General features: G+C 36.0%; 20 protein-coding genes. All 20 read right to left on the minus strand.

Translation table 11 applies throughout. The features are described 5' to 3' along the window. Positions 1-9: 9 nt before the first annotated feature. Positions 10-1,587, minus strand: a complete 1,578-nt coding sequence (locus tag WCV66_RS03170; protein WP_338787880.1) for a polysaccharide biosynthesis protein — start codon at positions 1,585-1,587, stop codon at positions 10-12. A 180-nt stretch (positions 1,588-1,767) separates the two neighbouring features. Continuing rightward, positions 1,768-2,304, minus strand: a complete 537-nt coding sequence (spoVT, locus tag WCV66_RS03175; protein ID WP_066333486.1) for a stage V sporulation protein T — start codon at positions 2,302-2,304, stop codon at positions 1,768-1,770. Positions 2,305-2,580: 276 nt separating this feature from the next. Next, positions 2,581-6,111 carry a transcription-repair coupling factor gene (gene mfd, locus WCV66_RS03180; protein ID WP_338787881.1) on the minus strand — a complete coding sequence of 1,177 codons (3,531 nt, stop codon included), beginning with the start codon at positions 6,109-6,111 and terminating at the stop codon, positions 2,581-2,583. A 150-nt stretch (positions 6,112-6,261) separates the two neighbouring features. Beyond that, positions 6,262-6,492 carry an anti-sigma-F factor Fin family protein gene (locus WCV66_RS03185; protein ID WP_066333502.1) on the minus strand — a complete coding sequence of 77 codons (231 nt, stop codon included), beginning with the start codon at positions 6,490-6,492 and terminating at the stop codon, positions 6,262-6,264. Between the two features lie 91 nt (positions 6,493-6,583). Then, a complete protein-coding gene (pth, locus tag WCV66_RS03190; protein WP_066333505.1) occupies positions 6,584-7,141 on the minus strand; it encodes an aminoacyl-tRNA hydrolase in 558 nt (185 codons plus the stop codon). Positions 7,142-7,671: 530 nt separating this feature from the next. Next, entirely contained in the window at positions 7,672-8,298 is a 627-nt protein-coding gene (locus WCV66_RS03195) for a 50S ribosomal protein L25/general stress protein Ctc (protein ID WP_338787882.1), read from the minus strand. A gap of 456 nt (positions 8,299-8,754) precedes the next feature. Next, positions 8,755-9,708, minus strand: coding sequence for a ribose-phosphate diphosphokinase (locus WCV66_RS03200; RefSeq protein ID WP_066333511.1), 954 nt, complete (start codon positions 9,706-9,708; stop codon positions 8,755-8,757). A 19-nt stretch (positions 9,709-9,727) separates the two neighbouring features. Beyond that, positions 9,728-11,104 carry a bifunctional UDP-N-acetylglucosamine diphosphorylase/glucosamine-1-phosphate N-acetyltransferase GlmU gene (glmU, locus tag WCV66_RS03205; protein WP_066333513.1) on the minus strand — a complete coding sequence of 459 codons (1,377 nt, stop codon included), beginning with the start codon at positions 11,102-11,104 and terminating at the stop codon, positions 9,728-9,730. A 244-nt stretch (positions 11,105-11,348) separates the two neighbouring features. After that, a complete protein-coding gene (spoVG, locus tag WCV66_RS03210) occupies positions 11,349-11,639 on the minus strand; it encodes a septation regulator SpoVG (RefSeq protein WP_046517517.1) in 291 nt (96 codons plus the stop codon). A gap of 295 nt (positions 11,640-11,934) precedes the next feature. Next, positions 11,935-12,309, minus strand: a complete 375-nt coding sequence (locus WCV66_RS03215) for a RidA family protein (RefSeq protein WP_066333523.1) — start codon at positions 12,307-12,309, stop codon at positions 11,935-11,937. Position 12,310: 1 nt separating this feature from the next. Further along, complete coding sequence (gene purR / locus WCV66_RS03220) at positions 12,311-13,156, minus strand: pur operon repressor (RefSeq protein ID WP_066333527.1); 846 nt, start codon at positions 13,154-13,156, stop codon at positions 12,311-12,313. A gap of 59 nt (positions 13,157-13,215) precedes the next feature. Then, the gene (gene ispE, locus WCV66_RS03225; RefSeq protein WP_066333530.1) at positions 13,216-14,085 is read right to left on the minus strand and encodes a 4-(cytidine 5'-diphospho)-2-C-methyl-D-erythritol kinase; all 870 of its coding nucleotides are present in this window, start codon (positions 14,083-14,085) and stop codon (positions 13,216-13,218) included. 397 nt (positions 14,086-14,482) lie between these two features. Continuing rightward, positions 14,483-14,671 (minus strand): small, acid-soluble spore protein, alpha/beta type, encoded by a 189-nt coding sequence (locus WCV66_RS03230; protein WP_066333532.1) that lies wholly within the window; start codon positions 14,669-14,671, stop codon positions 14,483-14,485. Positions 14,672-14,929: 258 nt separating this feature from the next. Further along, positions 14,930-15,199, minus strand: a complete 270-nt coding sequence (gene veg, locus WCV66_RS03235; RefSeq protein WP_026562427.1) for a biofilm formation stimulator Veg — start codon at positions 15,197-15,199, stop codon at positions 14,930-14,932. A 402-nt stretch (positions 15,200-15,601) separates the two neighbouring features. Beyond that, a complete protein-coding gene (gene yabG, locus WCV66_RS03240) occupies positions 15,602-16,483 on the minus strand; it encodes a sporulation peptidase YabG (protein WP_338787884.1) in 882 nt (293 codons plus the stop codon). 355 nt (positions 16,484-16,838) lie between these two features. Beyond that, on the minus strand, positions 16,839-17,723 hold the full coding sequence (rsmA, locus tag WCV66_RS03245) for a 16S rRNA (adenine(1518)-N(6)/adenine(1519)-N(6))-dimethyltransferase RsmA (protein WP_066333542.1): 885 nt from the start codon (positions 17,721-17,723) through the stop codon (positions 16,839-16,841). After that, positions 17,723-18,280, minus strand: coding sequence for a ribonuclease M5 (gene rnmV / locus WCV66_RS03250; RefSeq protein ID WP_066333543.1), 558 nt, complete (start codon positions 18,278-18,280; stop codon positions 17,723-17,725). The genes rsmA and rnmV overlap by 1 nt, the downstream gene beginning before the upstream one ends. Before the next feature lie 171 nt (positions 18,281-18,451). Continuing rightward, complete coding sequence (locus tag WCV66_RS03255; protein ID WP_338787885.1) at positions 18,452-19,645, minus strand: ubiquitin-like domain-containing protein; 1,194 nt, start codon at positions 19,643-19,645, stop codon at positions 18,452-18,454. A 241-nt stretch (positions 19,646-19,886) separates the two neighbouring features. Next, on the minus strand, positions 19,887-20,657 hold the full coding sequence (locus tag WCV66_RS03260) for a TatD family hydrolase (RefSeq protein ID WP_338787886.1): 771 nt from the start codon (positions 20,655-20,657) through the stop codon (positions 19,887-19,889). A gap of 82 nt (positions 20,658-20,739) precedes the next feature. Beyond that, positions 20,740-22,722 carry a methionine--tRNA ligase gene (metG, locus tag WCV66_RS03265; protein ID WP_338787887.1) on the minus strand — a complete coding sequence of 661 codons (1,983 nt, stop codon included), beginning with the start codon at positions 22,720-22,722 and terminating at the stop codon, positions 20,740-20,742. Positions 22,723-22,828 lie beyond the last annotated feature (106 nt).

Here is a 22,828-nt window from a genome sequence, read left to right on the forward strand (position 1 = left end):
TCATTTCTATCATTTTACAAGTTTTTTTACTATCGGAATGTATTGAAGCTCATCACGTGAAAATACGTTTAGTTTTAATATAGCCCATCCATAAAAACCTCCGCCAACCAGTACCCCACTAAAAGATACAACGCTTGCATATAGACGAGTATCCAAGTCAATAAACAAACCTGTAACCATTATAAACATTATTAATATACTGATCATCAAAATGGTTGCGAGACTTATCTTAAACAAACTCTTACCTTGCTTAAATGTATAGCCCTTTACTATCATAAACAAAATAGTTATTAACGCAATTAAACTATAAGAAAACACCGTCGAAATGGCAGCTCCCACTACACCATACTTTGGTACTAGCCAGATATTCATCAAATATTTAACCCCCACACCCACTAAAACGGACAGAGCTGGTAAAAAGGTATAACCTAGCCCCTGTAGAATAGCAAACATTGTTAAGCATAATGAAGTAAACAATATCGATGCACTTAAGATCATTAATACGAAAGAACCCGAGGCATTTGTAAAAAGCATAACATTCGTTGGTTTCATGATTGCGATTAGCCCTGCTGATGCACCTGCACCAATGACAATACAAATTTTTAAAGAAAGATTTAGCTTATCTTGAATTAATTTAAAATTATTTTGAGCCTTTGCACTTGCAATAAGAGGAACAAGTGACAATGCTAAAGACGTAGCAACAACAGTTCCTAATTGAATAAGAGGTTGTCCACGATCATATACTCCCTTAGTTTCTTTCGCTAAAACCTCTCCCATTCCTTCTCCGATTAAAAGAGAATATAGATTGAGTGCATCAATGAGTTGAATAAAAATAAGCAGTAAGCTACTTAAACCGATTGTTAAACTATACTTTATTAAGGAGGCTAGGATTTTCAATGTGTGAATAGGTGCTGAAATATTCCATCTCATTAGCTCCTGCTGTTCTTTTCTCCAAAAAATTAGCAACATCATGAAGGCCGCGAGACTCCCAACAATTGATCCTACTAACGCTCCAAAACCCGCTTCATAAAGATTATAGCCAGCCCTTATCATTAAATAAGAGCTTATTAAAATACACGATACCCTAATTCCTTGCTCAATAACCTGTGAAACTGCAGTTGGATGCATATTTTGCTCTGACTGAAAGTACCCTCTGAATAACGAGACGAAAGGTACAATAATAAATGAAATTGATGTTACTTTAATGAGCGCCGTTAAGTGTGAATCCCCCATAATAGCAGCTATTTCATCAGAAGATATGTATAAAAAGATAGATAAAATAAGACCAAATACTGTTAAATATAAAAAGGTTATTGTCATAATTTTCGATCGGATTTGCACAGACTTTCCATATCCATAATCTGTCATTACCTTCGAGATCAATACTGGAAATCCTGAGGTTGCTAAGATCACACTCATACCATAAAAGGGGTAAACTTGTTGGTAAATATAAAAGCCGATATCTCCTACTATATTTTGATATGGAACACGATATGCAGCGCTTAATATTTTTGTAATTAATCCCGCAATCGTTAGGACAACTGCACCCTGCATAGCCAGATTAATACTATTCTTTTGGACGTTCATGTCCATCTCCTCTCAAAAATCCTTTAGCAGTATTATATAAAAGTGGAAGCGCCTTGAACAGACTTATGACCTAAGAGGGTCTAGGCGCTGGAGCTAGACACCAAAACTAAGTAAGAAAAATTATAAATTCAGTTACGTTAAAAAAGGGTAGCGAATTCGCTACCCTTTTTAATTTAAGGATCACTGTTCCATTTGACGGGCTAAAAATCCTGAAGCTGTCTCGACAGCCTTATGTTCAACTTCTCCAATCGACTGTTCTCTGGAAAAGATAATAACAGCGCCAATTGGATCACCGTTTGCGACAATCGGGCCAATGGTATATGATTTAATCTCTTCACTCACTCCATCGATAATCTGAGTTTCGCCACCATCTGTTTGCAAAACAGAACTTCTATCTTCCATTACCTTCTCGACAATCTCACCTATGTTCTTATTAAGGTAATCCTTTTTAGAACCACCAGATACAGCAATAAATGTATCTCTATCACAGATTAAAACTGGATGACCTAAACTATCGTAAAGGGCATCTGCGTATTCCTTAGAAAAGTCGCTTAGTTCGCTAATAGGTGAATATTTTTTTAATATTACCTCACCATCTCGATCCACAAAAATCTCTAGAGGATCCCCTTCACGAATTCGAAGTGTTCTCCGAATTTCCTTTGGAATAACTACGCGACCTAAATCATCAATGCGACGAACAATACCAGTTGCTTTCATCTTATGTTGCCTCACTTTCATCGGATGATAGGAAAAAAGATGATTGTTTTATTTCCTGTTCATTGGCAAATTGAGTTGTAATCAACTCTTACCTTCTGATTAAATGTTTTTATTAAAAAACTTTCTGACAGGAGCTTGCTTTTTATGTAACAATCACCATTTGTTGAAATTAGTATCCTTCACAAGAGATGTAATATACATCATGAAAGTGATTTTTTAACATTTTAAATGAAGCAGCAACTAATAAGCCTTTCCTTAAACTATTCCTACTAAACCTTAATTTAGGGTCATTTCCTCTTTTTTCACTTGTGCTAAGCCATTAAGTAACTCATTAATAATATCTAACCATTTTGGGACAGCCAGTCCTTTTGTAGCAATAGTTAGCTTCAGTCTGCTACCATCCATACCTAGTCCTACGACTCGGTTATATCTATTGCTTAATTCAAAAAGCCTATGACCATCAATTTTATTACTTGCTCCCTCTTCGATCAGTATATTAATTACATCTTTATCTTGCTTAATAAGCTCCACTCTTTCTTGAATAGCAAATACCTTTATTCGTGCTATTTGGAACAAGTAAGAAACCTCAACTGGATATTCTCCGAATCTGTCAATGATTTCTTCTTGTAGTTCTTCTAATTCTTCAAGCGATGTAATAGCTCTAAAACGCTTATACATATCAATTTTTTGACGACCATCTGTAATATACTCTTGTGGTAAATAAGCATCCACCTGCAGGTCAATTTCAACCTCGATTGCTTTTTCTTTTGTTGGATCTGTTTGCCTTTCTTCAATTGCTTCTTTTAGCATTTGTGAATAAAGGTCAAATCCAACTGAATCGATAAACCCGTGCTGTTGGGCTCCTAACAAATTACCCGCACCCCTAATTGATAGATCACGCATCGCAATTTTAAATCCCGAGCCCAATTCTGTAAATTCTTTAATAGCTTGAAGCCTTTTTTCAGCTACTTCTGTTAGAACCTTATCTTTTCTATGTGTGAAATAAGCATAAGCAACACGATTTGAACGCCCAACCCTACCTCTGAGCTGATAAAGCTGTGATAAACCCATCTTATCTGCATCATTTACAATTAATGTATTTACATTTGGAATATCTACACCAGTCTCAATAATTGTCGTACTGACGAGAACATCAAACTCACCTTCAAGGAAATTGAGCATAACAGATTCTAGTTCATTTTCTGTCATTTTACCATGGGCATATGTAACCCTAGCATCAGGTACAAGCATAGAAATTTCTTCTGCCTTTCTTTCAATATCCTCAACCCTGTTATATAAAAAGAAAACTTGACCGCCACGTGCCATTTCTCGTTCAATTGATTCTCTTACAAGAGCACCATTGTATTCAACAACATATGTTTGCACTGGAAAACGATTTTCAGGCGGTGTTTCAATAACAGATAAATCTCGAACCCCTAGCATTGACATATGTAAAGTTCTAGGAATTGGAGTAGCGGTTAATGTTAGTACATCAACATTTGACTTTAACTGCTTTATCTTCTCTTTGTGTGTTACACCAAAACGTTGCTCTTCATCTATTATAAGTAAACCTAAATCTTTATATAAAACATCTTTTGATAATAGTCTGTGCGTACCGATAACCATATCTACTGTTCCATTACTAAGCCCTTTTTTCGTTTCGTTAATTTCTTTCCTAGATCTAAAGCGACTTAGCAGACCTACCTTTATTGGATACTCTTGAAACCGCTCACGAACTGTCTCAAAATGCTGTTGTGCCAGGATTGTTGTTGGAACTAACAAAGCGACCTGCTTTCCATCAGCAATGGCTTTAAACGCTGCTCTTATTGCAACTTCTGTTTTCCCATAACCAACATCACCACATAGAAGTCGGTCCATTGGACGTAGGCGCTCCATGTCCTTCTTAATTTCTTGAATAGAGCGAATCTGGTCCTCTGTTTCTTGATACGGAAAGGCTAACTCAAATTCCTTCTGCATTTCCCCATCAGGTGAAAACGCATACCCTTCACTCGCCTCACGCTCTGCATATAGCTTAATTAAATCATCGGCTATATCTTGTACAGATGATTCTACTTTCTTCTTAACTCTACGCCAGTCACTTCCACCAAGCTTGTAAATCTTTGGTTCTTTACCTTCTGATCCTACATACTTTTGTACTTGGTCTATTTGCTCAACCGGTACATATAATTGATCGCTACCTTGATATCTAATATTTAAATAATCTTTATGAATTCCATTAATCTCAAGTGTTTCAATACCGAGATATTTACCTATCCCATGATTAACATGAACGACATAATCACCAATCTCCAATTCGGAATAGCTCTTTATTCGTTCAGCATTAGAAAGCTTCTGCCTTCTAACCTGTTTTTTAACTCTTTTTTTGAAAAGCTCCTCTTCAGTGATCACAGCAAGCTTTTGCATAGGTAGCTCGAAACCAGTCTGAAGGTCTCCTTCGATAATGCAAACTTTCCCGCTAACTAATGCTTCCTTATCACCTAGTATAGTTGCGTTTATTTCATAGTCCTCTAAAACTTGTTCTAACTTTTTAGTACGTTCCTCGTTAACCCCTAAAAATACAACAGCATAATTTGATTTTTTCCAACGATCAAGTTCATTTTTTAAAACATTCATCTGACCGTGAAAGTTTTGCATTTGCTTACATGATAAATTTAAGATATTTTGGGGGCTTGTATAAGGGACATGCCTCAAGAATAATGATAGATAGATTAAGGGATGCTTGGATTTTGTCACAACATCCACATAGGAATGTGACATTTTAACATCTTGAAAAATCTTTCCATCTTCAAGTAGACTTGTATACCATTCAGCCTCTTCTCTGTCTAACTGGTCATATGTTTCATGAATTCTACTTATTTCATCAAGGATTACAATAGAGTTATCTGAAAAATAATCTAGTAAACTAGTAGGCTTATCATAGATAAGCGAGGAATATTTAAAAATATCTTGGCTAAATTGCCCATTACGCAGGCGTTCCAAATCATATTGAATATTTTCAATAAGTAATTCCTTTTGCTGTTCGTTTTTCATTTTTTTTAGACTTTTTGCTAAACCGAATTCGACTGCTTGTATGCTTCTAGCTTTAGAATCTTCATTTACAATCATTTCAATTGCAGGTCCAATAGAAATCTCATTCAGCATATGTATCGAACGTTGATCATCAATATTAAATGAACGAATGGAGTCAATCTCCGTATCAAACAGTTCTATGCGAAGTGCATTTTCTTCGGTTAGAGGGTAAATATCAATTATGCCACCTCGAACACTAAATTCTCCCGGTGAGCTAACCATATCAGTTCTTTCGTAGCCAAGTGAAATAAACTTTTGAATATATTCCTCTAGATCAATATCTTGTCCTAGTGTCAATTTCAACTGCTTATCTTTCCAAATCTCTGTAGGTGGAAGCAAGCGTCTAACCCCTGCCACTGGTGCGACAATGATTGAACGTTTCCCTTCAGCAAGTCTATTAAGAACCTCAATTCTTTGAGCCTTTAGCTCTGGACTAGCAATGGCAATTTCAGATGCAATTAAATCATTCACAGGATATAGATAAACATCTTCCACTATTAAGTGGACTAAATCCTCATATATTTTTTGAGCTTGGTAAAGGTTATGTGTGACAATTAACACTGATTTCTTTAAATCATTATAAAGAGCTGCAGTAAAAACTGTTCTCGCTGAACCAGACAAACCAGCTACAAGTTGTTCCTTTAATCCTTCTTCAATTCCTGAAACGATTGTTTTAAAATCGTCTGTATCATAAAAGTATTGTTGCAAACTATTCAAGCTAAAGCCCCTCCTCTCAAAATAAATTCATAGATTCATCTATTATCAGGTTATTGGTTTTAAAATTCGTACTGATACTTATGTTTACACGTACTTACCCATCATGAAAAGTCAAAACAGAAAAATGCTTTGGGGTTGCACCCAAAGCTCTTACTGAATAAAACTCTCATATTGGTGTAAATCTGGATTTCTATTTAGAGCATCCTGACAATCCTCACAAATTGTTTTTATGTGAATATCACCATTTTGCTGGTAAGTGATCATCTCTTGACGTTCATCATTTGTTAAATGATCAAACCCTAGCTGTTCGCTTGAAACAGAGATATTATCAATGCTTCCTACATTCACACCACAGTGTCTACAATGATAATGCAGAGCCATAATTGCCTCCCCTAAAAAGGTTTGTTTTAGTCCTAGTATGTACCTTTTAGAGGCTCAATATACATGTATTAAATGCGCTCTATAGCTTTTCTTAATTATATTCATTCATAACTTGGGTGAAAGAGGTTGATAACCATTTTTCACATGCATTTGCTGAACGTTCAATTGCTTCAATTATCCCCTGTGCTTCATCTGAAGAAAATCGGCTTAATACATAATCTGAAATTTTCATTCCATTTGCCGGACGATCAATACCTACACGGATCCGATTAAATTCTTGTGTCGCTAAGTGTAGAATCATTGATTTAATCCCATTATGACCTCCCGCACTACCTTTTGTTCTTAATCGAATTTTTCCAACAGGTAGGTCAAGGTCATCGTAAATAACGACTAGTTCGTCATCATTTATTTCATAATAATCCATCAAAGGTCGAATGCATTCCCCTGACAGATTCATGTATGTAAGTGGTTTTAATAATATGACTTTCTCTCCTGAAATATGCCCCATTCCGTATAGCCCATTAAACTTGTGACGATCAAGAGGGATAGATAACTCTTCTGAAAGCCTATCTATTATCATAAAACCTACATTGTGTCTTGTTTGATCATACTCTTTCCCAGGGTTACCTAACCCGACTATGAGTTTCATAACTAGAAACCCTCCCAACACAAATCATATTAGAAAAGCGCAAGCGCCCGTTTAGCGACGAGAAACAAGAGCACTCCGTATGAGATAAAGCGAGACTTCCATCAGTGGTTTTCTGATGGATAGCGAGACTTATCGGACCTTTACGGGCAAGTTATCATTTACTGCCCGTTAAGATGCGGCAAAGGAAACACGAAGAGCACGAGCGTTCGATGTTGACTTAGCGTATAAGGAGTGTGAAGTTTCACTAGGCGCTGGGCGCTGGAGCTAGCAACCAAAACTAAGTGAAAAGATTTAATACCTTGTTATTACTTAAAAAAGCATCTGACCTTATTATATACTTATCATTAAACTTTTACATTTTATTTTCAATTATTGAGACTATTTATATAACAATAGCACAAAAGTGGCTTCCTCAAAAGTAAAGTGTCAGCCCTTACCAATGGCTTTTTTAAAGAGAAAAATGAATTCTCTCTAAAAACATTTGGTTACAGACTGACACTATATATTAAATATGCATTTTCTATCTAGTATTACTCAGCGTTATGCTCACGACCCTCTTCGTTTTCAGGAGTTCCAGCTTCTTGCTCTTCTCCACTATCAATTTCTGCTTCTTGTTGTGGTGGGAGAACGGATGCAATAACCTGTTCTTCATCTTGCACGAAAGAATAGTTCCTATTATTTGGAATATCCTTTATCAATAGTGTCTCATTTACTCCAAGGTTCGTAATATCAACATCAATCGTCTGTGGAATCTTCCCTGGTTTCGCAGTGATTGTTACTTCATGAAGAGGTTGCTGTAAAACACCACCATCCTTCACTCCTAGAGCTTCGCCTGTTAAGTGAATCGGCACTTCAACTTGTACATCTGATTTCATGTCCACTATATGAAAATCCGCATGAACAATTTCATTTTTTAATGGGTCTTTTTGCATATCATAGAGCATAACTGCATGTGATGATCCATTAACATCTAGAGTAATAATTGAATTCTTACCTTCTTCTCTCAATGTCTTAATTAGTTCAATACTATCTAACGCTACTGATTTATTTTCTGAAGCCTTTCCGTAAATAACCGCGGGTACTTTTCCTGATTCACGAATTTTTCTTTTAGCTGAGTTTGTGAATTCCGTTCTTTCAGTTGCTTGTAATGTTGTCATATTAACACCTTCCTAACGAATTTTGCCTATATCTATTGTTTGCCCATAACAGGGGAGGTATAAACATTTTTTTAAGAAAGGCGATTAGAAAAGCGTAAGCGCCTTGATCAGCGACGTAGAAAAAAGAGCACTCCGTATGAGATAAAGTAAGACTCCCATCAGGGTTTTTCTGATGTATAGCGAGACTTATCGGACTTTTAAGGGGAGTTCTTTCATTTAGTGCCCGTTAAGGTGCGCAAAGGAAACACGAAGAACACGAGCGTTCGATGTTGACTTAGCGTATAAGGAGGGTGGATTTCACTAGTCGCTAGGCGCTGGAGCTGGATTTCAAAGCGCTATCCACGGTAGAAGACTTTTAAAAAATAAAACAAAAAAGCCTAACCTTAAGCAAAACTTCTCAGGTGAATTGTATAGTTCCCTCACCTGAAAAACGTTTAAGATTAGGCTTCAATTATATTAATCGAAAAGTAAACTTACAGATTGTTTTTCATGTACACGTATGATAGCTTCACCAATTAATGGAGCCACAGATAATTCAACTAATTTATCAATACGCTTCTCTTCAGGTAATGCAATTGAATTTGTAACAACTAGTTCTTTAATTTTAGAATTTTGAATACGCTCAATAGCTGGACCAGATAAAACTGGATGTGTGCAACAAGCATATACCTCTTTTGCGCCATTTTCAACAAGCGCGTTAGCTGCTAGAGTAATCGTTCCTGCTGTGTCGATAATATCATCGATTAGGATGGCTGTTTTCCCTTCGATATTACCAACAATATTCATCACTTCAACAACATTAGGTCTTGGGCGTCTTTTGTCAATAATCGCAATAGGAGCTTTTAGCTTATCTGCCAATTTACGAGCACGTGTAACACCACCATGATCCGGGGAAACAATGACAATATCATCTAATTTCTTACCCAGGAAATACTCTCCTAAAATTGGAACTCCCATAAGATGATCGATTGGTATATCAAAGAATCCTTGAATTTGTGGTGCATGTAGATCAAGCGTGATAACACGAGTTGATCCTGCTGTTTCTATTAGGTTTGCCACAAGCTTAGCTGTAATTGGCTCTCTAGCTCTTGCTTTACGATCTTGTCTCGCATAACCATAGTAAGGAATAACGAGGTTAATCGTTTTGGCTGATGCACGCTTTAAAGCATCTATCATAATTAATAGCTCCATTAAGTGCTCGTTGACAGGACCACTTGTTGATTGGATAATATAAACATCACAACCACGAATACTTTCTTCGATATTAATTTGAATTTCTCCATCACTAAAGCGAGTTACAGAACTCTTCCCTAAATCAACCCCAACAATTTCAGCAATTTCTTGTGCTAAAGCAGGATTAGAGTTTAGCGTAAATATTTTTAAATTAGAATCTCCATAGCGATTAGACATGGTAAAGTGAAAACCTCCATTAGGAATTTTTATTATTTAAACGATCGACATAATTCTCTTTATTTACTTGTCTTGATCGCGCAACCGATAACGCCTTTTCTGGTACATCATTTGTAACTGTTGATCCAGCGGCAACATATGCTCCTTTACCGATTGTTACAGGGGCAACTAAGTTAGAATTACAACCTATAAAAGCTCCATCTTCAATCTTTGTTAAAAACTTATTTTTACCGTCATAATTAACAGTAATAGATCCACATCCAAGATTTACATCTGCACCAACTTCAGCATCTCCAATATAGCTTAAATGTGATGCTTTACTTCCTTTACCCATTGTCGATTTTTTGATTTCAACGAAGTTCCCAATTTTCACTTCATCAGAAATAGTAGATGAAGGACGAATGTGCGCAAATGGCCCAATTGCAACACTATTACCAATATGACTATCATGGGCAACAGATTGGCGGATTGTTGTTTCATTTTGAACTGTGCAATTTTTTATTTCTGAATTTGGACCAATAATGCAATTTTCACCGATTACAGTTTCACCAATAATCATTGTTCCGGGATAGATAACTGTATCACGTCCAATTACGGCATCTGCTGAAATATACGTGTGATCAGGATCAATTAACGATACACCATTTCTCATATGCTCTTTATTGATGCGTTGCTTCATAATTTTTTCTGCTTGAGATAACGCAATTCGGTCGTTTACTCCCAAAGTTTCATCAAAAGAAGCTGTTTGATACGCTGAAACGATCTTACCTTCTTTTTGGAGGATTTCAATTACATCTGGTAGGTAATATTCTCCTTGGACATTATCATTCGATACATTTGATAATGCTTTAAATAATTCTTTATTATCAAAGCAATATGTACCTGTATTAATTTCCGGAATACCTCGTTCTAATTCTGTTGCGTCCTTATGCTCAACTATTTTTTCCACCGTTCCCATTTCATTACGAACGATGCGGCCATAGCCAGTAGGATCATCGGCTTTTGCAGTTAAGATCGTTGCCATTGCATTTGTTTCTTGGTGATGAGTTAATAAAGAATTAAGAGTGTCTGGCGTGATAAGGGGAGTATCACCGCAAATAACAATCGTTGTTCCCTCTTCATTCTCTAAGTATGATGCAGCCTGCATAACAGCATGAGCAGTCCCTAACTGTTCACTTTGCAAAGCATACTCACTAACATCTCCAAGTTCCGATTTTACTATTTCAGCACCATGACCAACAACAGTAACAATTTTTGCTAAGTCTAATTTAGAGACATGATCTAAAACATGCTGTACCATTGGTTTTCCACATACAGGATGTAGAACTTTATATAGTGAAGATTTCATCCGTGTGCCTTGACCTGCAGCTAAAATAACTGCGAACCGATTATCCATTTACTAGGCCTCCATTATAATATTTAACTTTTTTAAACAAAACATTTATACGTAAATACCTATTTATCCATAAAAGAATATATCCTAAAACAACGCGCATTTCAAGATAGCATTTAAAAGTACATGATATTTCTAATTTTATCATAATTTTATTTTTAGTACGAAACTACAAAAAGTACCTAACATTTATACTAAACATAAAAAAAGGACCCTGCATTTAATATGCAAAGTCCCTTTTCATATTTTATGAAGCACCTGCTTCTTCAAATTCTACTTCTAGCTCACCTAAACGATGATATTCAGCTAATACAGCATCTTGAATCTTTCCGCGTGTATTAGAGTTAATAGGGTGTGCAATATCTCTGAACTCTCCATCAGGAGTACGCTTACTTGGCATCGCAACAAAGAGACCGTTATTTCCATCAATAACACGAATATCATGAACAACAAATTCATGATCTAGTGTGATAGATGCAATCGCTCTCATACGACCTTCGGTATTTACGCGGCGTAATCTAACGTCTGTAACTTCCATTCTGTTCACCACCTTTTCCCCCATATGAAAAACTTTAGTTACTAAATTCAACGTTTTTTTGTTTATTCCTGCATTATTTGAAAATTTTTTTAATTTAGCCTAATAAATTTTAAATAAAAGCTCCTTATTCATCCACACAGACATACAACGACTGATAATAATACACTACTCCTCATAGATAATGGAGTGAAAGTGAAAAGAGGTACTAGGATTTAGATGAAAATACAAGAAAAGACTTCTTTTTTAGCAAACAAAAAACCAACCGTCTATTAAACGATTGGTAATTAAAAGATCTTTATTTAATTAATGCTATTACTTCAATTTCTACAAGAACATCCTTCGGAAGACGTGCAACCTCTACACAAGAACGTGCCGGTTTATGCTCTGCAAAATAATGGCCGTACACATCATTAAATGCAGCAAACGAATTCATATCCTTAAGAAATACTGTAGCTTTAACAACTGATTCAAATGAAGCTCCAGCCTCTTCTAGTACTGCTTTTAAGTTTTTAAAAACTTGATGTGTTTGTTCTGCAATATCTCCTGTAACCAATTCGCCCTCAGCAGTTAAGGGAATCTGGCCTGAACTATAAAATATATTACCTGCGATAATACCTTGAGAATATGGACCAATAGCGGCTGGTGCCTGATTTGTACTTACTATATTCATACTAATCCTCTCCAATCTCCTTATCCTTCACAAACTGTAAATATGTTCCCGCCATTACCTGGATGTGTTTTTCACGAGTATCTACATCAGTTAATTTCACGAGAGAGACGTATTCATCAACCAATCTCTCTTCTACTCCCTCAGTTTCTACAAGAACACCGATACCTGCCACATTAGCCTTAAACTCTTCCAAGAGGCTAATCATGCCATTAATTGTACCTCCAGCTTTCATGAAGTCATCAATAATTAATACATTTGAACCTTCTTTTAAACTTCTTTTTGCTAATAGCATCGTTTGTATCCGCTTTGATGAACCAGAAACATAATTAATACTTACCGTAGAACCCTCTGTTACCTTACTATCTTTTCTTACCATAACAACAGGCACACCAAGCTGTCCTGCGACTGCATAGGCGAGAGGTATACCCTTAGTTGCTACAGTCATTACTACATCAATTTTACGGTTGCTAAAAACCGTTGCAAATAATCTTCCCAACTTGTTTACAATAGAAGGGTTACCTAGGATATCCGTTAAATACAAATAACCTCCAGGAAGTAACCTTTCTGGTTTAGCCATTAATTCACAAAGCTCGTCAATGAATTGTAATGCTTCATTTGCCTCGACTTGTGGAATAAACTTCACTCCACCAGCAGCACCAGGTACGGTTAGTAAAGTTCCAATTCCATGTTGCTCAAAAGTCTCTTTAATAATCGTCAAGTCTTCGCTTATGGAAGATTTAGCTGATTTATATTTCTCAGAAAAGAATGTTAATGGCACTAACGAATGTGGATGATGAAGCATGTAGTTTGTCATATCCACAAGACGACCACTACGACGAAATTTCATGAAATGGTAACCTCCAAAATCCGAATATTATTATAGTAAATATAACTTAATATCCGTATTTAATCAAGGCAGTTTCGTTCTCCAAGCATCCTTACCGCAAAAACTTGGTCACAAAATCCCCTTAAACCATTATAAACTCTTGGCAAGCGTGATTCATATTGCACGAGACCAAAAACTGTTGGTCCACTACCACTCATTAATACTGCGTCAGCGCCAAAGCGTTTCATTTGGTCTTTTATATTTGCGACCTCAGGATACATATGTAATGTTACACTCTCTAATACATTTCCCATAAGATTGCATATTTGATCATAATCACCGATTTTTAACGCTTCAATCATCCCCTCTACATAAGGATGATGAATAGAGTTGATGTTTAAATTCTTATATACGTCAGCTGTAGAAACACCAATTGTTGGCTTTGCAAGTACGACCCAACAATGTGGTGGTGGAGTAATATGTTGAATAATTTCACCTCTACCAGTAGCTAACGCAGTCCCTCCATATACACAAAAGGATACATCTGATCCGATTTCTGCTCCTAGATTTGCTAATTCATCTAAAGTTAAACCTAAATTCCATAACCGATTTAGCCCTCGTAAAGTTGCAGCCGCATCACTACTTCCTCCTGCTAAGCCTGCAGCTACTGGTATTGTTTTTGTAATTGAAATAGATATCCCTTTTCTTATCTTAAATCGGTCTTTTAATAATTTAGCTGCCTGATATGCTAAGTTCCGTTGATCATCTGGAACAAAGCGGTTATGAGAAATAATCCTTATTTCATCATATGGTAAATCAACTAGCTCAACACGGTCGGCTAGATCTATCGTTGTCATAATCATTTTCACTTCATGAAAGCCATCCTTACGTTTGTGAAGGACATCTAATGATAAATTTATCTTCGCTGGTGCTTTTTCTAAAACACGCATCGTATTCACCTACTTTGACGATCTGAAATTTTATCAACATTGTACCACAAAAGCAGGTAAAGTATTTCCTTTTTCGACATTTATAGAAAAGCGTAAGCGCCTTGGTCAGCGACGAAGAAAAAGAGCACTCCTTCCATCAGTGGTTTTCTGATGGATATCGAGACTTATTGCCGCATTAACTTGCAGTTATAATTAACTGCAAGTTAAGGTGCGGCAAAGAAAACATGAAGAGCACGAGCGTTCAATGTTGATTTAGCGTATAGGGAGTGTAAAATTCGAGCTAGACACCAAAACCTAGCATTTAATTCAATATTTTTCCTATAGAAAGAAAGGGCTGACTACAAGAACAGTCCTCAAAATGAGATCACTGAACTTACAAGTCAACCCTGCCGCTTTTCTATTTATTCCTATTATTCTGTTGAGCAAGCTGTGATTGTGCTAATTCAACGGCGCGCTTAACCATATTACCAGCATCACGCGACCGAATTGCTCCCCAGCCTTCTTCTTTAACTGTATCGTAAAAACCTAAGTCCTTTGCCAATTCATATTTAAAGCTTTCAGACATAATTCCACGACGTCTGCCCATGCTAAAAACACATCCTTTCAAAGGATAAGCTTGAATTTGAAAGAAGAAATTTAACGCGGCATTTTATATCATTTGTATTAAAACATCATATTATGAAGATAATTAATTGTTAAATCCTGCTTCTTAGGCTCCCGCCACCATTAATTACAACGGAAATCTTGAGTAGCCCCTCAACACTTATTAAAAATGGCCTAAACTTATTTAATCTATAGTAGTACTCTTTTTTTCCAAAAGAAAAAACAGTAAACAATTCGCTGTCTACTGTCCACTAACTGCAAATGAACCTGTTGTATCTTCAAAAAATGTTAATTGTACTGTTTCAGTTAAAACATCAGCATAGCTGTAAGATACACGTTCAAAAGAATTTTCATCTTGATCAAGCTCAATAACAAAGACAGATGGATAGGTTTCTGCAAGTACACCACAGCGTTCTATCGTTTTTCTACGACCACCGTTTGCTTTAAGAGTTAATCGTCTGCCAAGATTACCATCCAAGGACTTTTTAATATCCGTTAGAGTTTTTCCCATTGCATCCACCTCACTAGTATAATTATACATCTTAAGCCTATGTAAGTCAAATAAAATTTAAATTATATCAATAACTTTTCCCTACTGTCAATAAATTATTTTCAACAAAATTCTCACTCGACCTACATGTAGTTTGAACAAAGTCGTACACTTTTATGTGTAAAAATGAATGTTTTTTTTATTTCATAATTAATTGTTCATTTTTTGACTGAAAATAGCTTAAATCATAAGGTTTTTTGGGATTAAACGTAAGAAATAAACATTTGGAATAGACACTACTCTAATAATAAATAACCATGATTTTTATCAAAAAAAATAGATTTTTTTTTAGAATTCCTTTGAAGTTCTTATCCTTACAGAAAAAAAGCCACTTACATTACATAAATGCTAAGCGGCAAAATATTATTGGAAATCATGTTTTCTATATGGCATACCTGTTCGAAGAACTCCCTTTGTTTCTACACCACCAAGTCCTTTTTCTCTTGTTAGGGTATTTCTAAGAACATCCCATACATTTATTCTTTCAACAAAAGGTGTAAAACTTATTTTTGCAACAATGTATACCGGGTCTAATGCATGTATATTAACTCGTGAAGGTGAACTGGCAAAATTAGCACCTGCACGAATTAAAGATTCAAAGTGAGACTGACAAGCTCCTGCAAATATGACTAGCTGATCAAGGTGTGGAACTTTATTACGGGCATTTCTCACAGTTTGAACAAACTGTTTAGAATGCCGATATGCATTTAAATCATCTATATTTCCTTTATGCTTTGAATAAGCATCATGGCCCGTCACCACTAATATATCTGGACGGTATTTATCTAGTAGCCCAATTATTTTTTCTGGCATCTCTTTTTCACTTACATGTATCCCATTTACTGGGACTCCAATCTTTTCATATAAGGATAAACACTTTTGTAAATAAAGTGGATCTCCATCAACATGAAGAACTCTTCCAGGAATATGGAAAAACTCTTCATTATGACTATAGCTAGATGTTGCGTAATATTCCTGTTTTTCTCGCAATAGTTGATAATCCTGTCTAAATAAATAATACGATTGATCAATGATTTCCTTTTCCTTTTGCTTACGACTATTCTTTTCATTTTCATCCACAACAACTAGATCATCACATTGTGCATCTGCTATTAGCCTAACTTCATCTCCATATAAAATTGCAACCTGCTCACCATTAGCAGATGTTTTTACATCAATCACTCTAAATAACAGGTCAAGCTTATAGGATTTTCTTGCTACTACATCTCCAATTTTCACCTGCATGTTTATCACTCCAATGTTTAAGAAAAGCGCAAGTTCCCTTGCCCAGTCTAAAGAAAAGACGCTCATGATTAGAAGATATTCTTTTACCTTCAATATTGAAGGGCTTAGCGCTGCAGCTAAATACAAAAACTCCGTACAAAATCTAATTCCCTCTAATAAGGTATCCTCCTCTAGCCTATGTTGATTTTATTAATTTGTGATATCACATTGTAAAAAACATGAAGGTAGTGCTACTTCCCTTAATTCCTGATTCAAATAAAAAGAAAAAATCTAGACTTAGTCCCAATAAAGACTTCACCTAGATTTCTATACTTTTTTTTTATGCTGTTATCTTAATATTTGCTAAGGTAATAAGTTAAGCTTTTGTGAGCACTTTATCTAATGCATCACTAAGCTTGGCAAACTCTTCAATGGAAAGAGACTCTCCTCTTCGTTTTCCATCGATATTTACTTGTGACAATGTTTCTTCTATCACCGGCTTTAATTCTTTTCCATTCGGTAAGAAATGAACCAAATTATTTAGCAGTGTCTTTCTTCTTTGCGCAAAGCTAGCCCGGACAATTTGGAAAAAGAATGATTCATTTTCCAATTCAACAATTGGCTCATTTCTTACTAATAAGCGTATAATTGCTGAATCAACATTAGGCTGAGGTACAAATACTGTTTTAGGAACAGTCATAACTGTTTTGGCATCAGTATAATACTGTACAGCAATTGATAACGAACCATATTCTTTAGTAGATGGTTTAGCTGAAATTCGATCTGCCACCTCTTTTTGGAGCATTACGACGATCCCTTTAAGTGGTAATTGATCTTCTAATAGCTTCATTATGATTGGAGTTGTTACGTAATAAGGCAAGTTTGCTACAACCATAATTTCCTCACAGTCGCTAAAGTGCTCCTTTACAGCTCTCTTTAAATCTGCCTCTAAAACATCTTGATGAATAATTGATACATTTGGATATGGCGCTAATGTTTCATTTAAGATTGGGAGCAATCTTTGATCGATCTCAAATGCGACAACCTTTTTTGCTCGTCTAGCAAGCTGTTCTGTTAATGCACCTATTCCTGGTCCAATTTCAATAACACCCGTTTTATCGGTCACCTCAGCATGATCAACAATTCTTGATAATATATTGGGTTCTATAAGAAAATTTTGACCTAAACTTTTTTTAAAGGAAAAGCCGTACTTTTCTAAAATTGCCTTAGTTCTAACCGGAGTTGCAATATCTTTCATCATTAATTATTCTCCTCCTGTAAGATCGTGGTTACTGCTTTTATGTATTCTTCTCTACTTATTTGAAACATTTGCAGTCTTTTATGAAGTTGTTTTCCATTTGTATAGCCGATTTTTAGTAAAGCACCTAATTTTTCACGTCTAGCCCTTGCTCGATTTCCACCCACAAGACCAGCTTCTAATAAATCATCCAAAAATATTTCACTAATGAATTCATCCATTTCTTCTTTAACTGACTGTAATGCAATACGTATTGATTCAACAGAGGCGTGCTCCACTCCTATCCCCTTACCATTTTTCGGTCTTGCCTCCTCTTTAGGCAAGAAAGCATGTTTACAGCCAGGGACTTTTTCTGAAATTGTTTTTCTTATCTTTTCTCCAGGAAAATCCGGATCAGTAAATAAAATGACACCTCTTGTTTGTTGAGCAAGCTTTACCTGCTCTATAACTGACTCACCGATTGATGATCCATTCGTTTCAATTGTATCTGCATCAACAGCTCGTTTAATAGCAGTTGTATCATCTTTCCCTTCAACAACAATAATTTCTTTTATTTTCATTTTTTCCTCCAAATGATGAAACTTTTTAAAGAGTTGTATCGTCTAATATATAGAGACTATTTAAATAACAATACTGAGTTTCAGTGTCTAGCTCCAGCGCCTGGTCAAGGCGCTTGCGCTTTTAACCATTATAACGCAAAAAAACAGAGGGATAAAAACCCTCTGCCAGTTCTAATCTAAAATTTTAATTTTCACTTTTTTCGAACCCCATCGATAGGCAGCTGATTTTGTTGGTATGAACACGTCGATTTTGTTTCCCTTTATTGCTGAACCAGTGTCAGCAGCAACTGCATATCCATAGCCCTCGACATACACTTTTGTACCTAGTGGGATCACATTTGGATCAACTGCAATCACCTTAGCATTAGGATTTGCCCGTAAATTAACTCCTGTGGCTGTTGTTCCTGAACAACCACTACAACTTGCCGTGTAGGCAGTAGAGTTAACATAAAACTCTTTTGCAACAGAATCATTTCCGCGTGAAACAGTAGCAGTACTTACTGGGCTAGCAATCTTTGTACCTAAAGCGACAACACGATCTTTACTTTCTTCAACAGTTTCTTTTTTAAGTAGTTTTCTAGAAATTTCTTTTCCGTTTTCAACAACTACTTCATAGTGCTTCTTTAGTTTACCTTCTTTTCCAGAATCAATAACTTTCTGCTTCCCTTTATCAATGCTGCTATCGCTTTTCGTAACAACATCAAAGGCAATTGGTTCTTCCACTACATCGGTGACTTTTTCTATACGTGTAACCGTTATGGCGCTCTTTTCATTGATTTTTGCTGTAAGAGCCGGTTTTACTTCATCTAATTCGTTTAATTTAACGTTGTGTTCTTTTAAAAAGTCAGCGACAGTAGTCGAAGTAGTCCAAACTTGTTGTTTTTCTTCGCCAACATTTAGTGTAAGCTTGAATGCTTTATCAATGGTTAGTGACAAATCTTTTTCAATCTTTGTATCTAATGCTGGTTCAATCTTATCATGCTCTGTAACATCTAGGTTCTCTTGCTGAATTAATTCTTTCACTGTATCCGCTGTCGTCCAGATTGTCCTTCGCTTCTCGCCTATTGCAACATTTATTGGTTTAGAAGCTTCATAGACTATTTCCATGTTATCTTCTATCTTTTTACCTGCTGCAGGTGAGATGCCATCTTCTTTTCGTATATCTATTTCTATTTCTTTAAGTAATGCACTCACTGTATCAGCATGAGTTCGAATCTTCTCTTCTTTACCATTCACAGTCAATGATACAGTATCCTTCGTTCCCTCATATGTACCATACGCGGTACCTGACCCTAATACTAGTAAACTAGCAGCAGAAAGGACAACCTTATTCTTTATTACTTTTTCGGAAAACAGCTTTTTCATGTTTTGAATGAAAATGAAAAACGCCTCCTTCTTCCTCGTGGATTATATAGAGTATCTGTCATCTTGTCAACCCTCTCGACGTTGTCTCATTTTTCCAACGTATTCATAATTATGCGCAATAATAAGACAAAAGTGAAGAAAGAGTTATCGACAAAGATATACTATGAAGGAGATGAGACATGTAGAACTTTTAGATATTGTAACCATCAGGACAAGCTATTCCAAAACTCGACATGTTTCCTTATCGAGTTATGCCGAATAATTTCCTCGCATTGTCGGAAGTTTTTGTTCCTATTTCCTCCAAAGTGACTCCTCTTAACTCTGCAATTTGTTCAGCAACATACTTCACATAGCTTGGCTCATTGCGCTTTCCTCTAAAAGGATGCGGGGTCAAATACGGACAATCGGTCTCAATTAAAAGTCGATCCATTGGTATTTCTTTGACGACTTCCTTTGGTTTCTTCGCATTTTTAAAGGTTACAGGTCCCCCAAACGATATATAGAAGTTCATATCCATACACTGCTTAGCTACATCAAGGCTACCTGTAAAACAATGCATAATACCGCCTACTTCACTTGCATTCTCTTCTTGAAGTATCCTTACAACATCTTCTGTAGCATCACGGTTATGAATAATAATTGGAAGTTTAACCTCTTTTGCTAATTGGATTTGTTTACGAAAAACTTCCTTCTGTATATCTTTAGGGGATTTATCCCAATAATAATCCAGTCCCATCTCACCTATTGCAACAACCTTCGGATGTAAAGCTAATTGTTTAATCCAATTTAAATCTTCTTCCGTCATATCAATTGCATCAACTGGATGCCATCCCACAGCTGCATAGATCATGTCATATTGATCAGTTAGTTCCATTGCTTTACTAATCGTTTCCCTATCAAAACCTACCACCACAATATGTGTTACTTTTTCATCTTTTGCTCGTTGAATGACCTCTACTATATCTTTTTCGTATTGAATTGCATTTAAATGAGCGTGGCTATCAAATAGCATTATTTACCTCTTCCTTTCCATTCGACAAATCAAAGGGGTGTTCTACAAAATGTTACACGTGGAACACCCCTTTTTTATGTTGTTATTTTACTCTTGAACCATTAGGTAAACTAGCATCAACCGTTGCAACTGACAGGACATCATCCTGTGAACCTGCTAAAATCATCCCTTGGGAAAGCTCACCGCGAAGTTTTACTGGTTTAAGATTAACTACACAAATGACTTTCTTCCCGATTAATTCTTCAGGTTTATAAAATTTTGCAATTCCAGAAACTACCTGTCTTTTTTCGTAACCCAAGTCTAACTGGATTTTCAATAGACGGTCTGCTTTTTTAACTTGCTCTGCATGGATCACCTCTGCTACACGTAGATCAACCTTCATAAAATCATCGATTGTAATCTCTTCTTCTATTGATGGCACTTCTACCTGCTTCTCTTCTTGTACAGGGGCAGATCCCTTCATTTGTTCTTTAATATATTGGACTTCTTCCTCAACTTCTAAGCGTGGGAAAATTGGCGCTTGTTTATTCACCTGTGTTTTATTAATTTGACCAAAGCTTGTAATACTATCCCATGCTTTTAGGCTTTCATCCTCAATCCCTAACTGATTAAAAATATGATTTGGTGTTTCAGTTAGAAATGGTTTTAATAATACAGCCGTAATACGTAATGATTCTGCCAAATGGACCATAACTGATGCTAATTTGTCACGATTAGCTTCTTCTTTTGCTAACACCCATGGCTGTGTCTCATCAATATATTTGTTTGTTCTGCTAATGAATTGCCACAAAGAAGAAAGTGCGATTGAAAATTCCATTTTATCCATAGCATCCTCGTACTTTTTCACAGTATTTTGTGAAACTGCCACAAGTTGCTCATCAAATTCCGTTTGGCTACCATTATACTCAGGTACTTGTCCATCAAAGTATTTATCAATCATTGCTACAGTTCGATTTAATAAATTTCCTAAGTCATTTGCTAGGTCATAATTCACACGGTCAATAAAGCCTTCTGGTGTAAAGACACCATCTGAACCGAAGGGAACCTCTCTAAGTAAATAATAACGCAGTGCATCTAACCCATATTTATCAATTAATGTGACTGGGTCAACAACATTGCCTTTTGATTTTGACATTTTGCCATCCTTCATTAAAAGCCAGCCATGTGCAAATACCTTCTTAGGTAGAGGTAAATCTAAAGCCATTAACATAATTGGCCAATATATAGTGTGGAAACGAACGATTTCCTTTCCTACAATATGAACATCTGCAGGCCAATACTTTTTATATTTCTCATCATGATCAGTCCCGAATCCTAGTGCTGTGATATAGTTAGAAAGTGCATCAATCCAAACATAAATTACATGTTTTGGATCTCCTGGGACTTTTACTCCCCAATCAAATGTTGTCCGTGAAACAGCTAAATCCTCAAGACCTGGCTTAATAAAATTATTAATCATTTCATTTTTTCGTGATTCTGGCTGGATAAATTCAGGATTTTCTTCATAGTAAGCTAAAAGACGATCAACATATTTCCCCATTTTAAAGAAATAGGATTCTTCTTTTACTAATTCAACAGGGTGACCACTATCAGGACTTTTCCCACCAACTATTTTTCCATTCTCTTTTATAGGATCTACAAGTTGAAGCTCTGTATAATAGGTTTCATCTGGTACAGAGTACCAGCCTTCATATTCATCTAAATAAATATCGCCTTGTTCAACAAGCTGTGTAAAAATTCTCTCTACAACTACCTTATGTCGGTCTTGTGTTGTTCTTATAAAATCATCATAAGAAATATCCATCTTACCCCATAAGTTTTCAATACCTGAAACAATATTATCAACATATTGTTGCGGAGTAACATTGCTTTCCTCAGCTTTACGTTGAATTTTTTGACCATGTTCATCAGTACCAGTTAAATACATGACATCATATCCACGCATCCGTTTATACCGAGCCATTGCATCCCCAGCTACTGTAGTATAGGCATGTCCAATATGTAGCTTTCCACTTGGATAATAAATTGGAGTAGTAATATAAAATGTTTTTTGACTATTCTCCATTATGTAACCTCCTCAATATTCGAAAAGCGCAAGCGCATGTTTAGCGACGTATGAACTAAGTGCACTCCTATGAGATAAAAGAAACACGAAGAGTAAGAACGTTCGA

Origin of the sequence: Metabacillus rhizosphaerae (assembly GCF_037201795.1) — a bacterium.
GTDB lineage: Bacteria > Bacillota > Bacilli > Bacillales > Bacillaceae > Metabacillus > Metabacillus rhizosphaerae.

Bases quoted from the DNA above. Each gene is read 5' to 3' on its own strand.
- WCV66_RS03170 (WP_338787880.1), bottom strand. From the start codon at position 1,587: ATGAACGTCCAAAAGAATAGTATTAATCTGGCTATGCAGGGTGCAGTT.
- spoVT (WP_066333486.1), bottom strand. From the start codon at position 2,304: ATGAAAGCAACTGGTATTGTTCGTCGCATTGATGATTTAGGTCGCGTA.
- WCV66_RS03185 (WP_066333502.1), bottom strand. From the start codon at position 6,492: ATGGCTCTGCATTATCATTGTAGACACTGTGGTGTGAATGTAGGAAGC.
- pth (WP_066333505.1), bottom strand. From the start codon at position 7,141: ATGAAACTCATAGTCGGGTTAGGTAACCCTGGGAAAGAGTATGATCAA.
- WCV66_RS03195 (WP_338787882.1), bottom strand. From the start codon at position 8,298: ATGACAACATTACAAGCAACTGAAAGAACGGAATTCACAAACTCAGCT.
- WCV66_RS03200 (WP_066333511.1), bottom strand. From the start codon at position 9,708: ATGTCTAATCGCTATGGAGATTCTAATTTAAAAATATTTACGCTAAAC.
- glmU (WP_066333513.1), bottom strand. From the start codon at position 11,104: ATGGATAATCGGTTCGCAGTTATTTTAGCTGCAGGTCAAGGCACACGG.
- spoVG (WP_046517517.1), bottom strand. From the start codon at position 11,639: ATGGAAGTTACAGACGTTAGATTACGCCGCGTAAATACCGAAGGTCGT.
- WCV66_RS03215 (WP_066333523.1), bottom strand. From the start codon at position 12,309: ATGAATATAGTAAGTACAAATCAGGCACCAGCCGCTATTGGTCCATAT.
- purR (WP_066333527.1), bottom strand. From the start codon at position 13,156: ATGAAATTTCGTCGTAGTGGTCGTCTTGTGGATATGACAAACTACATG.
- ispE (WP_066333530.1), bottom strand. From the start codon at position 14,085: ATGCGTGTTTTAGAAAAAGCACCAGCGAAGATAAATTTATCATTAGAT.
- WCV66_RS03230 (WP_066333532.1), bottom strand. From the start codon at position 14,671: ATGGGCAGACGTCGTGGAATTATGTCTGAAAGCTTTAAATATGAATTG.
- veg (WP_026562427.1), bottom strand. From the start codon at position 15,199: ATGGGAAAAACTCTAACGGATATTAAAAAGTCCTTGGATGGTAATCTT.
- yabG (WP_338787884.1), bottom strand. From the start codon at position 16,483: ATGCAGGTGAAAATTGGAGATGTAGTAGCAAGAAAATCCTATAAGCTT.
- rsmA (WP_066333542.1), bottom strand. From the start codon at position 17,723: ATGATGAAAGATATTGCAACTCCGGTTAGAACTAAGGCAATTTTAGAA.
- rnmV (WP_066333543.1), bottom strand. From the start codon at position 18,280: ATGAAAATAAAAGAAATTATTGTTGTTGAAGGGAAAGATGATACAACT.
- WCV66_RS03255 (WP_338787885.1), bottom strand. From the start codon at position 19,645: ATGAAAAAGCTGTTTTCCGAAAAAGTAATAAAGAATAAGGTTGTCCTT.
- WCV66_RS03260 (WP_338787886.1), bottom strand. From the start codon at position 20,657: ATGCTATTTGATAGCCACGCTCATTTAAATGCAATTCAATACGAAAAA.
- metG (WP_338787887.1), bottom strand. From the start codon at position 22,722: ATGGAGAATAGTCAAAAAACATTTTATATTACTACTCCAATTTATTAT.